This window comes from Micromonospora lacuserhaii (assembly GCF_036902735.1).
Lineage (GTDB): Bacteria > Actinomycetota > Actinomycetes > Mycobacteriales > Micromonosporaceae > Micromonospora.
This window is the reverse complement of the sequence record NZ_JBAKHO010000015.1, coordinates 33,936-46,960: the sequence shown is the minus strand read 5'-3', so window position 1 is coordinate 46,960 and position 13,025 is coordinate 33,936. Positions and strand designations below refer to the sequence as shown.

The 13,025-nt window shown below is 72.6% G+C and carries 12 protein-coding genes; 3 read left to right on the top strand and 9 right to left on the bottom strand.

The window, feature by feature from the left end; genetic code table 11:
• Positions 1-80: 80 nt before the first annotated feature.
• The 4 genes from V6U81_RS13060 to V6U81_RS13045 all read right to left on the bottom strand — a co-directional run bounded on the left by V6U81_RS13060 (position 81) and on the right by V6U81_RS13045 (position 2,846).
• Positions 81-1,454 carry a hypothetical protein gene (locus V6U81_RS13060; protein WP_334488593.1) on the bottom strand — a complete coding sequence of 458 codons (1,374 nt, stop codon included), beginning with the start codon at positions 1,452-1,454 and terminating at the stop codon, positions 81-83.
• Positions 1,451-1,957 (bottom strand): SigE family RNA polymerase sigma factor, encoded by a 507-nt coding sequence (locus V6U81_RS13055; RefSeq protein WP_334488590.1) that lies wholly within the window; start codon positions 1,955-1,957, stop codon positions 1,451-1,453. Before V6U81_RS13055 ends, V6U81_RS13060 begins: the two co-directional genes overlap by 4 nt.
• A 98-nt stretch (positions 1,958-2,055) precedes the next feature.
• Positions 2,056-2,529 (bottom strand): SRPBCC family protein, encoded by a 474-nt coding sequence (locus V6U81_RS13050; protein ID WP_334488587.1) that lies wholly within the window; start codon positions 2,527-2,529, stop codon positions 2,056-2,058.
• Positions 2,526-2,846 (bottom strand): ArsR/SmtB family transcription factor, encoded by a 321-nt coding sequence (locus V6U81_RS13045; protein WP_334488583.1) that lies wholly within the window; start codon positions 2,844-2,846, stop codon positions 2,526-2,528. The genes V6U81_RS13050 and V6U81_RS13045 overlap by 4 nt, the downstream gene beginning before the upstream one ends.
• Positions 2,847-3,022: 176 nt before the next feature.
• On the opposite strand from V6U81_RS13045, the gene V6U81_RS13040 reads away from it, so the two are divergent.
• Entirely contained in the window at positions 3,023-4,810 is a 1,788-nt protein-coding gene (locus V6U81_RS13040) for an adenylyl cyclase (RefSeq protein WP_334488580.1), read from the top strand.
• A gap of 266 nt (positions 4,811-5,076) precedes the next feature.
• Here the strand turns inward: V6U81_RS13040 and V6U81_RS13035 are convergent, their stop codons facing one another.
• Positions 5,077-5,673 carry a ClpP family protease gene (locus V6U81_RS13035; protein ID WP_334488578.1) on the bottom strand — a complete coding sequence of 199 codons (597 nt, stop codon included), beginning with the start codon at positions 5,671-5,673 and terminating at the stop codon, positions 5,077-5,079.
• Positions 5,674-5,805: 132 nt separating this feature from the next.
• Positions 5,806-6,393, bottom strand: a complete 588-nt coding sequence (locus V6U81_RS13030; RefSeq protein ID WP_334488776.1) for a helix-turn-helix domain-containing protein — start codon at positions 6,391-6,393, stop codon at positions 5,806-5,808.
• A gap of 152 nt (positions 6,394-6,545) precedes the next feature.
• Between V6U81_RS13030 and V6U81_RS13025 the strand changes: the two genes are divergently transcribed.
• Both V6U81_RS13025 and V6U81_RS13020 read left to right on the top strand, forming a co-directional pair.
• Positions 6,546-7,562 carry a potassium channel family protein gene (locus V6U81_RS13025; RefSeq protein ID WP_334488577.1) on the top strand — a complete coding sequence of 339 codons (1,017 nt, stop codon included), beginning with the start codon at positions 6,546-6,548 and terminating at the stop codon, positions 7,560-7,562.
• A 103-nt stretch (positions 7,563-7,665) separates the two neighbouring features.
• Positions 7,666-8,391, top strand: coding sequence for an alpha/beta fold hydrolase (locus V6U81_RS13020; RefSeq protein WP_334488574.1), 726 nt, complete (start codon positions 7,666-7,668; stop codon positions 8,389-8,391).
• Here V6U81_RS13020 and V6U81_RS13015 read toward each other — a convergent pair.
• From V6U81_RS13015 to V6U81_RS13005, 3 genes are all read right to left on the bottom strand, one after another.
• The gene (locus V6U81_RS13015; protein ID WP_334488571.1) at positions 8,388-9,422 is read right to left on the bottom strand and encodes a 2-oxoacid:ferredoxin oxidoreductase subunit beta; all 1,035 of its coding nucleotides are present in this window, start codon (positions 9,420-9,422) and stop codon (positions 8,388-8,390) included. The two genes, V6U81_RS13020 and V6U81_RS13015, sit on opposite strands and share 4 nt — an antisense overlap.
• Entirely contained in the window at positions 9,415-11,262 is a 1,848-nt protein-coding gene (locus tag V6U81_RS13010; protein ID WP_334488568.1) for a 2-oxoacid:acceptor oxidoreductase subunit alpha, read from the bottom strand. The genes V6U81_RS13015 and V6U81_RS13010 overlap by 8 nt, the downstream gene beginning before the upstream one ends.
• A gap of 296 nt (positions 11,263-11,558) precedes the next feature.
• Positions 11,559-13,025, bottom strand: coding sequence for a hypothetical protein (locus V6U81_RS13005; RefSeq protein ID WP_334488565.1), 1,467 nt, complete (start codon positions 13,023-13,025; stop codon positions 11,559-11,561).

Below are 13,025 nucleotides of genomic sequence, written 5' to 3'. Positions count from 1 at the left end.
GATGAATGGAGAGTCTGCGGCCATGCCTGGAGCGAGGCATGAGCACCGGTACTCAACGACCAGTACCAGCTGAGGAGCGGCTATTCCACTCCCGGTCGTCGGGGATGCGTTGGCGGACGCATCCGGCGCCAGAGCAGCAACGCGGCGCCGAGGACGACCACGCCGATGACGGCGTTCGCGAGCATCGGCCAGGGACCGCGCTGCGGGCGACCGGCGTTCCGGACGGTCAGGTCGGGCAGCAGACCGGCGGCGAGGTGCAGGTCCGCCAGCTGGCAGCTCTGGGTGCCCAGCTCGCAGCTACGACCGGTGTCGAAGTGGGCCAGGGTCCGCCGGGTGCCGGCGCCGAGCTGCACCTCGACGAGCGATGCGTGACCTGCGGCGTTGATGGTCGCGACGATCACGCTGCCCGGCGAGCGCCAGCCGAGCAGTTGCACGACGTCCGGGACCGGCGCCGGTGGCGTGCCGGCGCCCGTGAGAGGCACGAATTCGACGTTGCCGACCTTCCACAGGAAGGTGCCGTGGCCGGTGTCGCCGCCGGTGGTGCCGTTGAAGGGCCCGTCCGAGAGCCATGGCACGGTGGCGAGGAACCGGCCGTCCGGTGACCAGCCGACGTCGGCGGTCAGCTCGCGTCCCCTCGGGATGGGGACGCTGCCGTACTCGTGGCCGTCGAGGTCGATGAGGTGGGCCGTCTGGCCCACCTGGACGGCGAGCCGGCGACTGTCTGGCGCGAACGCCGCCGTCCACGCCGGTTTGATCGCCGGCACCTCGGTGCTGCGTCCGCTTGCCAGGTCGAGCAGCCACAGCGTGCCGGTGCGGGCCACCTCGGCCTCGACGAAGTTGACGCTGCCGAACTCACCGGAGCCGGTGAGGGGTGCGGCGCTGTACGCGACGTGGCGGCCGTCGGGGGACCAGGCCAGCAGCCGCACGCCGACCGGGTCGCCAAGCGGGATCGATCGGCGCTTGCCGGTGGTCAGGTCGACGAGGATCAGGTCGCCGGTGGCGCCGCGTTCGTCGCCGAGCAGCACGCGGGTGCCGTCCGGGGCGAGCAGCGCCGACGGGCGGTTCCGCTCCGCCATGGCGTCGACGCGCCGGTACGTGTCGCCGTCGGCCCCGACGACCAGCGGCTGGAACATGTTGACGGCCTCGCCGTTGCCGTAGACGTAGAGAGCGATCGCGCGGCCGGGGGGAGCCGTCGTGACGGTGCTGGTGAGTGTCGAGTACCCGGCGAAACGGTCCGGCAGGCCGGGCTTCGTCGACGGGGCTGCCGGTTGGCCGGGAAGCTGGACGCCGGGCACGACCAGAACGGCCAGCAGCAGCACGACGACTGCCCATACCGCGGCGGTACCGATCCGATGGCGCCGAACCGACTGGCGACCCCGGGTGAGCACGGTGTCCACGTAACCGGGCGGCAACGGCGGCGGATCGTCCGGCAGGGTGGCGAACAGTTCTCTCATGGTGTGTCCGACCCTCCCGGCACGTAGTTCGGCAGCAGGCGGCGCAACGCCGCGATGGCGTACGAGGTCTGGCTCTTGACGGTTCCGGTCGAGCAGCCCAGCGCTGCCGCGACCTGCGCGACGTCGAGGTCCTCCCAGTAGCGCAGGACCAGGACCGCGCGCTGCCCGGGGGACAGCTTCGTGAGGGCGGCCAGCAGGTCGACGCGGTGTTCGGCACCGGCCAGCGGCACCGTCGAGGGTCCGATCACGTCGGCCACGGGCCGGACCCGACGGGTCCAGGACCGCTCCCGCTCGGCCAGGTAGGCGTGGACCAGCATCGCCCGCACGTAGGCGTCGACCGAGTCCGCTGCCGACGCCTTCCGCCAATGCCGGTACAGCGCGACGAGGCACTCCTGCACCAGGTCGTCAGCCGCCGACCACTGCCCGCACAGTCTGTACGCCAGCCGTCGCAGCCACGGCATGCGTGCCTGGACGTACTCGACGTACTCTCGTTCACTCCGCACCCGGCCTCCCATCAACACAATGAGTGGCCCGAGACCCGATTCGGTTGTGGCGGGGCCGGTCGGGTGGTGGTCCCGGCCGGCCCCGCGCCGCGACCCGGTCAGACGGTCGCCACGTACCGCCGCAACCCCATGGGCCAGCCCCCTTCGCTGGCGACCGCGTCCCGGACGCCCTCCCAGCCGGGCCCGTGCGCGTCGAGCCGGTCGTGGACCAGGTCGACCCGGGTGCCGGTGTCGGTGGGGGTGAAGGTGACGGTGACCCGGCTGCCGGTGGCGTCCGGGGGCGGGACCTTCCAGTCGGGGCCGATCAGCCAGGCGAAGGCGAAGGTGCGCGGCGGGTCCCAGGTGAGGACCCTGCCCCAGGTGCAGACCTCGCCGGCGTCGTTCTCCTCCCAGAGCCGCCCGCCGACCTGCGGATCGACGCCGATCTGCTTGAGTTCGCCGGGCAGCAGGTGGTGCGAGCGTTCCCACCAGCGGTCCATCCCGGTGGTGAAGACGGTGAAGGCGTGCTCGGGCGGCGCGGCGACCTCGACGCTGTTGCGCACGACGGTCGGGTCGGTGGTCTCTGTGGTCATGGCTTCTCCTCGGTCGGTTGCTCCGCGGCCCGCGCGAACGCGGTCAGCGCGTGGTTCCAGAACTGGTCGAAGTAGCCGCGTACGGCGGCGAGACCCTGTGGGTCGAGCGCGTACACGCGGCGGGTGCCCACGGCGGTGGACGAGACGAGTCGGGCTTCCTTGAGGACCTTGAGGTGTTGCGAGACCGCGGGACGGCTGACCGGCAGGTCGGCCGCGATCTCGGCGACGGAGCGTGGGCCGGCGGCGAGGAGCTCGAAGATGGACCGCCGGGTCGCGTCGCCCAGGGCGTCCAACATCCGCCCTTGGTAAGTGGCCACGAACGGTAAGTTTAGGCTTTCCGATCCGCCTGTCAAGGGAATCGCCCACTGGCGCGATCGGCCGCGGCGGGGTAGAAACAGCTCATTCCCCTGTTCACGTCAGCCGGGATGTCCGCCGCGCCGGCAAGAGAGCGCTCTCTCGGCGCACGGACAGACCACCACCGACAGGTAGGCCCATGACTTCCGATCTCCACCCGTCCCGCCGGCAACTCCTCGCCCTGGCGGCCGGCACCGTCGCCGCCGCCGGCCTCGTCCCCACCGCCGCCTCCGCCGCGCCCGCTCGCGCCGAGGAGCACGACGAGGAGCCCGACTTCGGCCCGAACGTCTACGTCTACGACCCGAACACCCCCGCCGCCGAGATCCAGTCCACCGTGGACCGGCTCTTCGCCCGGCAGGAACACAACGAGATGGGCACCGACCGGTACGCGGTGCTCTTCAAGCCCGGCCGGTACGAGGTGAACGCCCGGCTGGGCTACTACACGACGGTGGCGGGGCTCGGCGCGCACCCGGACGACGTCGAGATCCACGGCGCGGTCCGGGTGGTCGGCCAGCCCGACCCGAACTCCCCGGCCGGCATCTCCGCACTGACCAACTTCTGGCGCTCGGCCGAGAACCTGGCGATCACCCCCACCGACTGGTCGAACCAGTGGGCCGTCTCCCAGGCGTCCCCGATGCGGCGGGTGCACGTCAAGGGCATCCTCTGGCTGGAGCCGGGCAACGGCGGCTACTCCAGCGGCGGCTTCATCGCCGACTCGCTGGTGGACGGCATCACCATCAACGGCTCCCAGCAGCAGTGGCTGACCCGCGACAGCGAGCTGCGCGGCGACTGGACCAACGGGGTCTGGAACCAGGTCTTCTCCGGGGTCCTCGGCGCCCCCGCCCAGGGCTTCCCGAACCCGCCGTACACCACCCTGCCGACCAGCCCGGTCGTCCGGGAGAAGCCGTACCTCTGCGTCGACGCCGCCGGGCGCTGGCGGGTCGCCGTGCCGGCGCTGCGCCGGGACACCGCCGGCACCACCTGGGCGTCGGGCGCGGGCACCACCCGCTCGCTGCCGCTGCGCGACTTCTTCATCGCCCGCCCCAGCCACGACGCCCAGCGGATCAACCAGGAGCTGGCCCGCGGGAAGCACCTGCTGCTCACCCCGGGCGTCTACCGCCTCGACCGGGCGCTGCGGGTGATCCGGCCGGGCACCGTCGTGCTCGGCCTCGGCATGCCGAGCCTCGCCCCGACCACCGGCGACGCCGCGCTGCGGGTCGCCGACGTCGACGGGGTACGGATCGCCGGCGTGCTGGTCGACGCCGGGGAGCGCGAGTCGGAGGTGCTGGTCGAGATCGGCGACCCGGACTGCGGCCGCGACCACCCCGCCGATCCCATCTCGATGCAGGACGTCTTCTTCCGCATCGGCGGGCCCTGGGTCGGGCGCGCCCGGACCAGCCTGGTGGTGAACAGCAACCACACGCTGATCGACAACGTCTGGGCGTGGCGCGGCGACCACGGCAACGGCATCGGCTGGACCGCCAACACCGCCGACACCGGAGTCGTCGTCAACGGCGATGACGTGACCGCCTACGGGCTCTTCGTCGAGCACTACCAGCGGTACCAGACGATCTGGAACGGTGAGCACGGCCGGACCGTCTTCTACCAGAGCGAGCTGCCGTACGACCCGCCGAGCCAGGCCGCCTGGAGCAGCCCGACGGGGAAGGGCTGGGCGTCGTACAAGGTGGACGATCGGGTGCGCGGGCACGAGGCCTGGGGGCTGGGCGTCTACTCGTACTTCAACCAGGGCGTCGACATCCGCTGCGACCGGGCGATCGAGGCGCCGCGTCGGCCCGACGTGCGCTTCCACGACATGGTCACCGTCTTCCTCGACGGCAGCGGCGGCATCGAGCGGACCATCAACGAGGCCGGTGTCCCGGTGGTCGGCAGCTACGGCACCAGCCCGGTGGTCAGCTACCCGGCCTGAGTTCTGTGCACCCCGTCGGTCGCCGTGCACGATGGACGGCGACCGGCGGGGCCGGGATGTAACAAGAATTCGTCGGAAAGCGCTCCGCCCCTGTTACGGAGCGCGGTGGCGCGGTGGCGCATAGGCTCCAACGTATATCGAGGGCGTGCAGCTCACGGGGGGCCGTGACCAGGTCGGACGCGATCGAGGGGGCGCGTCCGGCCCTGGCCCGTGTCCGCCCCGGCGGCGCGCCGACGCGCACGACATCGCGGTGTCGGCTGCTCCGGTCACACCCCGAGCTGGTCGGCGCGGCTGATCACCTCGTCGATCAGGCCGTAGTCACGGGCCTGCTCGGCGGTGAACCAGCGGTCCCGGTCCCAGTCGCGCTGGATCTCCTCCAGCGTCCGTCCGCTGTGCTCGGCGGTCAGCTCCTGCATCGTCCGCTTCACGTGCAGCATGTTCTCGGCCTGGATGGTGACGTCGGCGGCCGTGCCGCCCATTCCGCCGGAGGGCTGGTGCATCATCACCCGCGAGTGAGGCAGCGCGAAGCGCTTCCCGGCCGCCCCCGCGCAGAGCAGGAACTGCCCCATCGAGCCGGCGAAGCCGAGGGCCAGGGTCGCCACGTCGTTCTTCACGTACCGCATGGTGTCGTAGACGGCCATCCCCGCGCTCACCGAGCCGCCCGGCGAGTTGATGTAGAGGTAGATGTCCCGCTCGGGGTCCTCCGCGGCGAGCAGCAGGATCTGCGCGCAGAGCTGGTTCGCCGAGGCGTCGGTGACCTCGGTGCCGAGGAAGACGATCCGCTCCCGCAGCAGCCGCTCGAACACCTGGTCACCGAAGGTCTGCTGGCCGCCGTCCAGCATCCGTAGGTCGTACCCGATCATCGTGACCGCCCTCCACCCACCGGCGGGCGACGGGAGCGCCCGGGGACCGGCGCCTCCAGCGTGCGCCGGCCGTGGCCGGCGGCCCCAGCCTTTCTGCCGGCGGCAGATCCGCCGTGGGCAGAACCGGCCGGCCTACCCGGCGGTCAGCCGCCGCCGGCCCGCCCGGGCCCGCCGCCGGGCCAGCACCCGGGAGGTACGCGGACCGGGGCGCCCGGCCGGCGCGGAGGCGAACAGCCGGACCCGCAGGCCCGCCCCGCCCACGGTCGACCCGACCGGCGACGCGGGGCCGCCGACGTGCAGGATCGGCCCACCCAGCCGCAGCATCGGCCCGGCCGAGTGTCGGAAGGAGGCCGGCGTCGCGGCCACCGGCGGCGTCGCGCCGGCCGGCTGGAAGCCGATCCGGATGCTCGGGCCACCCTCGCTGCGGGCGGCGGGCACCCGGTCCAGCCGGGCCAGCGCCGCCCGGGGCGCGGTGGGGATCCGCGGCTCCATCCGGCGCAGGTCGTCGCGGGCCTCCTCGAGCAGGTCGGAGAGGTTGATCCCGAGGGCGCGGCAGATCGCGGCGAGCACCTCCGAGGAGGCCTCCTTGCGCCCGCGCTCCACCTCGGAGAGGTAGGGCAGCGAGACACCGGCGGCCTCGGCCACCTCGCGCAGCGTGCGGCCCTGCCGCAGGCGTACCCGACGCAGCACCCCACCGATCACCCGGCGCAGCAGCGACATGCGGGCCTCCTCGCGGTCGGCGTCGGTGGACCTCCCCATCATGCCCCGTCCGCGACCGGGTCACCGTCCCGGTCCGCCACCCCGGGGTGCGGATCACCCGCCAACCGCTATGTTGTGGGCGTGCAGGCGACCCGGGGGAAGCAGGACCGACGGTGATCCATTTCCCGGCGCAGCGGCGCGGTCCGCTGAGCGCGCTGAGCATCCGTCTGGCCGCCGCCCTGGGCCTGGTGCTCCTCACCGTCGCGGTGGTCTACCTCGACCGGGACGGCTACCGCGACGTCGACGAGAACGGGCTGACCCTGCTCGACTGCGCGTACTACGCGGTGGTCACCCTCTCCACCACCGGGTACGGCGACATCACCCCGTTCGCGCAGTCCGCGCGGCTGGTCAACGTCCTGTTCATCACCCCCGCCCGGGTGCTCTTCCTGATCATCCTGGTCGGCACCACCCTGGAAGTCCTGACCGAGCAGTACCGGACCGGCCGTCGCCTGGTGCGGTGGAGGAGAACCGTGAAGGACCACGTCATCATCTGCGGCTACGGCACCAAGGGCCGCAGCGCGGTCTCCGCCCTGCTGGAGAACGGCCTGGACAAGTCGCGCATCGTGGTGGTGGAGCGCAGCGGCACCGCCCTGCGGCAGGCCACCTCGGCCGGGCTGGTCGCCATCGAGGGCTCGGCCACCCGCTCGTCGGTGCTGGAGGAGGCGCACGTCCGCAACGCCAAGGCGGTGATCATCGCGACCGACAGCGACGACGCCTCGGTCCTGGTCGCGCTCACCGCCCGGCAGCTCACCGCCGGCCAGGTCCGGATCATCGCGGCGGTCCGCGAGGCGGAGAACGCCCCGCTGCTGCGGCAGAGCGGCGCGCACCACGTGATCGTCTCCTCGGCCACCGCGGGCCGGCTGCTCGGTCTCTCCACCTCGGCGCCGCCGCTGATCGACGTGGTGGAGGATCTGCTCACCCCGGGTCAGGGCATGGCGCTGGCGATGCGCTCGGCCGACCGGCACGAGGTGGGCAAGTCCCCGCGCGAGCTGGAAGCGCTGGTCATCGCCCTGGTCCGCCGGGGCAAGGTGGTCAGCCTCGCCGACAAGGCCGGCGCGGTGATCGAGACCGGCGACATGCTCGTCCACGTCCGCGACGACCGTCCCAATCCCACCAACACCACCCACTGACGCCCCGCCCCTGGGGCCCGGACGCGGCTCTCTCCGTCTGCGTGGATCTTGGTCGGGGAGCGCGGGGCAGCGGTGGGGGGCAGGGGGTGGTAGAGATCAGGGCGTGGAGACGATTGTTCTGCTGCCGCCCCTTGCCGCCAGCGGCCGTACCTGGCGTCGACAGGTGGACGAGCTCAGCGGGGAATTCGCCGTGCACGCCCCCGAGCTGCCCGGGCACGGCGGCAGCCCCGGCCCGTTCACCTTCGACCGGGCGGTCGCCGAGGTGGCCGGGCTGATCGACCGGACGGCCGGGCCGGTCCACCTCGTGGGGCTCTCGCTCTCCGCCACGGTCGCCGTGCTGGCCTGCCTGGCCCGTCCGGGCCGGGTCGGCAGCCTCGTGCTCTCCGGGGGCATCGCGGCCCCGCCGAGGGCGCTGGCGGTCCAGCGGGCGATCACGGGTCTGCTGCCGGCGGCGGTCATCGCCCGGATGGCCGCCCGTCTGCTCGCCCCGTCCCTCGCCGGCCTGCCGGCGGACGAGCGGGACCGGATCCTCGCCGAGGCCAGCGAGGACTTTCGGACCGCCGGTCGGCGAACCTATCTGGACGGGCTGCGGGAGCTGGCCCGGACCGATCTGCGCCCGAGTCTCGGCGAGGTGACCGCCCCGACCCTGGTGCTCTGCGGGTCACGGGACCGGCTCAACGTGCCGGGGGCCCTGGAACTGGCGGACGGCATCCCCCACAGCCGGCTGCGGATCGTGCGGGGCGTCGGGCACCTGTGGCACCTGGAACAGCCCGGGCTGTTCTCCCGGACGATCGGTGACTTGGTCCGGGAGAACCAGGCCCGTGGCTAGCGGATCGTCCAGGTGTCGCCGCTGGCCAGCAGGCCGGCGAGCTGCTGCTCCGGGGTGTCGGTGACCGTGGCCTTGGCGGTGGCCACCTGCTCCTGCACGACGCTGTCGTAGGAGGGACGGTCGACCTTGCGGAACACGCCGATCGGGGTGTTGCGCAGGTCGAGGCCGGGCAGCCGGGACAGCGCGAAGGCGTACGCCGGGTCGTTGACCGTCGCGTCGTGCACGACGATCTCCCCGGCCGGGGTGGACGCCGTCTCCCGGACCTCCAGCCCGAAGCCGCCCGGGGGGTGGACGACGCAGAACTGGCCGTCCTTGCCGAACGTGATCGGCTGCCCGTGCTCCAGCCGGATCAGGTAGTCGTCCCGGGTGCCGGGCTCCTTGAGCTGGTCGAACGCGCCATCGTTGAAGATGTTGCAGTTCTGGTAGATCTCCACGAAGGCCGAGCCCTGGTGCTCTGCGGCGGCCCGCAACACCGACTGGAGGTGCTTGCGGTCGGAGTCGATGGTGCGGCCGACGAAGGTGGCCTCCGCGCCGAGCGCCAGCGACAGCGGGTTGAACGGGGCGTCCGCCGAGCCGACCGGGGTCGACTTGGTGATCTTGCCGACCTCGGAGGTGGGGGAGTACTGGCCCTTGGTCAGCCCGTAGATCCGGTTGTTGAAGAGCAGGATCTTGAGGTTGACGTTCCGGCGCAGCGCGTGGATCAGGTGGTTGCCGCCGATGGAGAGTGCGTCACCGTCACCGGTCACCACCCAGACCGACAGGTCCGGCCGGGAGACCGACAGGCCGGTGGCGATCGCCGGGGCGCGGCCGTGGATGGAGTGCATCCCGTAGGTGTTCATGTAGTACGGGAAGCGCGACGAGCAGCCGATGCCGGAGACGAAGACGGTGTTCTCGCGCGGGATGTTCAGCTCCGGCATGAACTGCTGCACCGCGGCGAGGATCGCGTAGTCACCGCAGCCGGGGCACCAGCGCACCTCCTGGTCGGACTTGAAGTCCTTCGCGGTGAGCTTGAGGGCGACGGGCTCAGACATTCTTCAGGACCTCTTCCAGCGTCGTCTCCAGCTCCGCGGCCGTGAACGGCAGGCCGCGGACCTGGTTGTAGCTGACCGCGTCGACCAGGTAGCGGCCCCGGATCACCTGGGCCAGCTGGCCCAGGTTCATCTCGGGGATGACCACCCGGTCGTAGGAGCGCAGCACCTCGCCGAGGTTGGCCGGCATCGGCGAGAGGTGCCGCAGGTGCGCCTGGGCGATGGAGAGCCCGCGCTGGCGCAGGCCACGGCAGGCCGCGCCGATCGGGCCGTACGTGGAGCCCCAACCGAGCACCAGCACCCGGGCGTCGCCGTCCGGGTCCTCCACCTCGACGTCCGGCACCGGGATCGCCTCGATCCGGGCCGCCCGGGTCCGCACCATGAAGTCGTGGTTCGTCGGGTCGTACGAGATGTCACCGGTCTTGTCGGCCTTCTCCAGGCCGCCGATGCGGTGCTCAAGGCCCGGGGTGCCCGGGATGGCCCACGGCCGGGCCAGGGTCTCCGGGTCCCGCAGGTACGGCAGGAAGGTGGTGCCGTCCTCGCCGTTGGGCGCGGTGGCGAACTCGACCCGCAGGTCGGGCAGGGAGTCGACGTCGGGCAGCAGCCACGGCTCGGAGCCGTTCGCGACGTAGTTGTCCGAGAGCAGCAGTACCGGGGTGCGGTAGGTGAGCGCGATCCGGGCGGCCTCCAGCGCGGCGTGGAAGCAGTCCGACGGCGACTTCGGCGCGATGACCGCGACCGGCGCCTCGCCGTGCCGGCCGTACAGGGCCATGTTGAGGTCGGCCTGCTCGGTCTTGGTCGGCATGCCGGTGGAGGGGCCGGCCCGCTGCACGTCGACGATCACCAGCGGCAGTTCCAGCGCGACCGCCAGGGAGATCGTCTCGCTCTTCAGCGCGACGCCGGGGCCGCTGGTGGTGGTGACGCCGAGCGAGCCGCCGTACGACGCGCCCAGCGCGGCGCCGACCGCGGCGATCTCGTCCTCGGCCTGCATGGTCACCACGCCGAACCGCTTGTGCTTGCTCAGCTCGTGCAGGATGTCCGAGGCCGGGGTGATCGGGTACGCCCCGAGGAAGACCGGCAGCCCGGAGCGGACCCCGGCGGCCACCAGGCCGAGCGAGAGCGCCGCGTTGCCGGTGATGTTCCGGTAGGTGCCCGGCAGCATCTTCGCCGGCTTCACCTCGTAGCGCACCGAGAAGTTCTCGGTGGTCTCGCCGAAGTTCCAGCCGGCCTTGAAGGCGGCGACGTTCGCTGCGACCAGCTCCGGCCGGGCCGCGAACTTGCGCTCCAGGAACCGCAGCGTCGACTCGTACGGCCGGGAGTACATCCAGCTGAGCAGGCCGAGGGCGAACATGTTCTTGGCCCGCTCGGCGTCCTTCTTGGACACGTCGTTGGCCGCCAGCGCGCCGACCGTCATCGAGGTGAGCGCGACCGGGTGCACCACGTAGCCGGCCAGCGAGTCGTCCTCCAGCGGGCTGGTCTGGTAGCCGACCTTGGCCAGGTTGCGCCGGGTGAACTCGTCGGTGTTGACGATGATGTCGGCCCCGCGCGGGAGGTCGCCCAGGTTGGCCTTCAGTGCCGCCGGGTTCATCGCCACCAGCACGTTCGGGGCGTCACCGGGGGTGAGGATGTCGTAGTCGGCGAAGTGCACCTGGAAGCTCGACACGCCGGGGAGCGTGCCGGCGGGCGCCCGGATCTCGGCCGGGAAGTTGGGCAACGTGGAGATGTCGTTGCCCAGCTGCGCCGTCTCCGAGGTGAACCGGTCGCCGGTCAGCTGCATGCCGTCGCCGGAGTCGCCGGCGAACCGGATGACCACCCGGTCGAGTTGACGGATCTGCTTGGTCACGCCTGCACCTCGCTTCGCTCAGCCCCGCCGCACGGGCGGCTGAACCTGTTGGTGACCCCGCCTTGCCCCGCCACGTGACCTCCTTGACGCGCCACTGCGCCGACCCACCCGTGGCTGGTCCGGCCCGCTGTCGTTTCTCACCTCAGAGCCTACGTCGAGGCATTAGGGCATCCTTGGTGGAGGTCCGACGACTGGGATCGGAATTGGCGGTTTAATGTCCCGGTTCGTGGCGTTTGGTGTGGGCCGCCGTAATCGAGATCACCGGTCACCGGGCGTCGCCCGCCGCCGGTCGGATTTCAGTCCGACGTCGTCGGGCTCGCCGCCGGCTCCGGCGCGGTGCCGCTCATCCGGCGGCGGAGCGAGGTGGTGGCCAGCGCCAACGCCAGCACCACCAGCAGCGCGGAGATCGCGATCAGGGCGGTCGCGATCCGCTGCACCGAGGACAGCCCGTCGTCGGAGTCCCGTCCGGCCGCGGCGAGCACGCCCTGCGAGCCGGTCGGGATCGGGGTCGCCACCGGCGGGGTGGTCAGCGCCGCCGCGGCGGTGATCCGGAAGGTCATCTGCATCTGCTTGGCCGGGCCGTGGCGCGGGTCGAGCCGACCGATCACGGCGCCGGCCAGCGGCGCCTCGCGCTGCGCCTCGGGGGTGGCGGCGACCGGGAGTAGCAGCGTCGCCGTCCGGCCCGCGGGCAGCATGCCCAGGTCGCACCGGGTACGCGTCGGCGCGGCGGTCACGCAGCCGGCCGGCGGGTTCGACACGCTCACCCCGGCCGGCAGCACGATCTCGACCCGGCCCTGGGCGTCCACCTTGCCGGTGTTGCCCAGCCGGACGCCCAGCTCGGTGGGGCCGCCGCTGATGTCGAAGGCCACCTCGTCGGCGGCGAGCGTCATGCCGGGCACCGGCGGGCCCGGCGGGAAGAGCACCGCGAAGCCCTCGTTGTCCTCGGCGGTTCCCTTGCCCGCGGGGCCGGTCGCGGTCACCCGCACCGAGCCGCTGAGCGGCATCTGCCGCCAGGCGCTCCCGCTGACCCGGATCCGGATCAGGGTGCTGAACTTCGCGCCCGGCGCGGCGGTCCAACTGCCGCAGCGGTAGTGCCGGTCGCCGGACGAGAGACAGCCCGGGGTCCCGGCGTCGGTCAGCCCGGCCGGCAGGGTGTAGCGGAGGCGCAACTGCTCGGGCACCGTGCCGGTGTTGCTCACGGTGACCCGCAGCGTGGTGACGGTGCTTGCGGCGTTCCAGTAGGCGGGGGTGAGGGAGACGTCCCGAGTGGTCACCCGGACGCCCAACTGGCCGGCGTCCTGCCTGCCCGACCCCGGCGGCGGCGCCAGCGTGACCCCACCGGGTCCGGCGGGTCCGCCAGGTCCACCCGGTGCGGTCGGCTCGGGCGCGGGGGCCGTCGTCGCCGGCGCGGTGGTGGCGGGGGCGGTCTCGTCCGGGGCGGTGGGGTCCGGGGCGGCCGTGGTCGGATTCGGGGCCGGAGTGGTCGGCTCCGGGTCCGGGGGCAGGGTGGGCGGTGCGGTGGTCGGGTCCGGTTCGGACGTCGTCGGCTCCACCGGAGGCGTGGTCTCCTCGGTGGGATCGCCGGCCGGGGTGGTCTCGTCCACACCCTCCATGGCCACCCGCGTGACGGTGGGTGCCGCCGTCGCCAGGCCCGGCGCGGCCGCGAGGCCGACCGTCAGCCCGACCGCGAGCGACGCGGCGACCAGCGAGGAGGTGCGCCGCTGCATCGCCCGCCGAACGGGGCCTACGTCGCTGCGGGGCAT

Coding starts and splice junctions, on each gene's coding strand:
- V6U81_RS13035 (WP_334488578.1), bottom strand. CDS start 5,673: ATGATCGGGTACGACCTACGGATGCTGGACGGCGGCCAGCAGACCTTC.
- V6U81_RS13030 (WP_334488776.1), bottom strand. CDS start 6,393: ATGTCGCTGCTGCGCCGGGTGATCGGTGGGGTGCTGCGTCGGGTACGC.
- V6U81_RS13005 (WP_334488565.1), bottom strand. CDS start 13,025: ATGCCCCGCAGCGACGTAGGCCCCGTTCGGCGGGCGATGCAGCGGCGC.
- V6U81_RS13040 (WP_334488580.1), top strand. CDS start 3,023: ATGACTTCCGATCTCCACCCGTCCCGCCGGCAACTCCTCGCCCTGGCG.
- V6U81_RS13050 (WP_334488587.1), bottom strand. CDS start 2,529: ATGACCACAGAGACCACCGACCCGACCGTCGTGCGCAACAGCGTCGAG.
- V6U81_RS13015 (WP_334488571.1), bottom strand. CDS start 9,422: ATGTCTGAGCCCGTCGCCCTCAAGCTCACCGCGAAGGACTTCAAGTCC.
- V6U81_RS13060 (WP_334488593.1), bottom strand. CDS start 1,454: ATGAGAGAACTGTTCGCCACCCTGCCGGACGATCCGCCGCCGTTGCCG.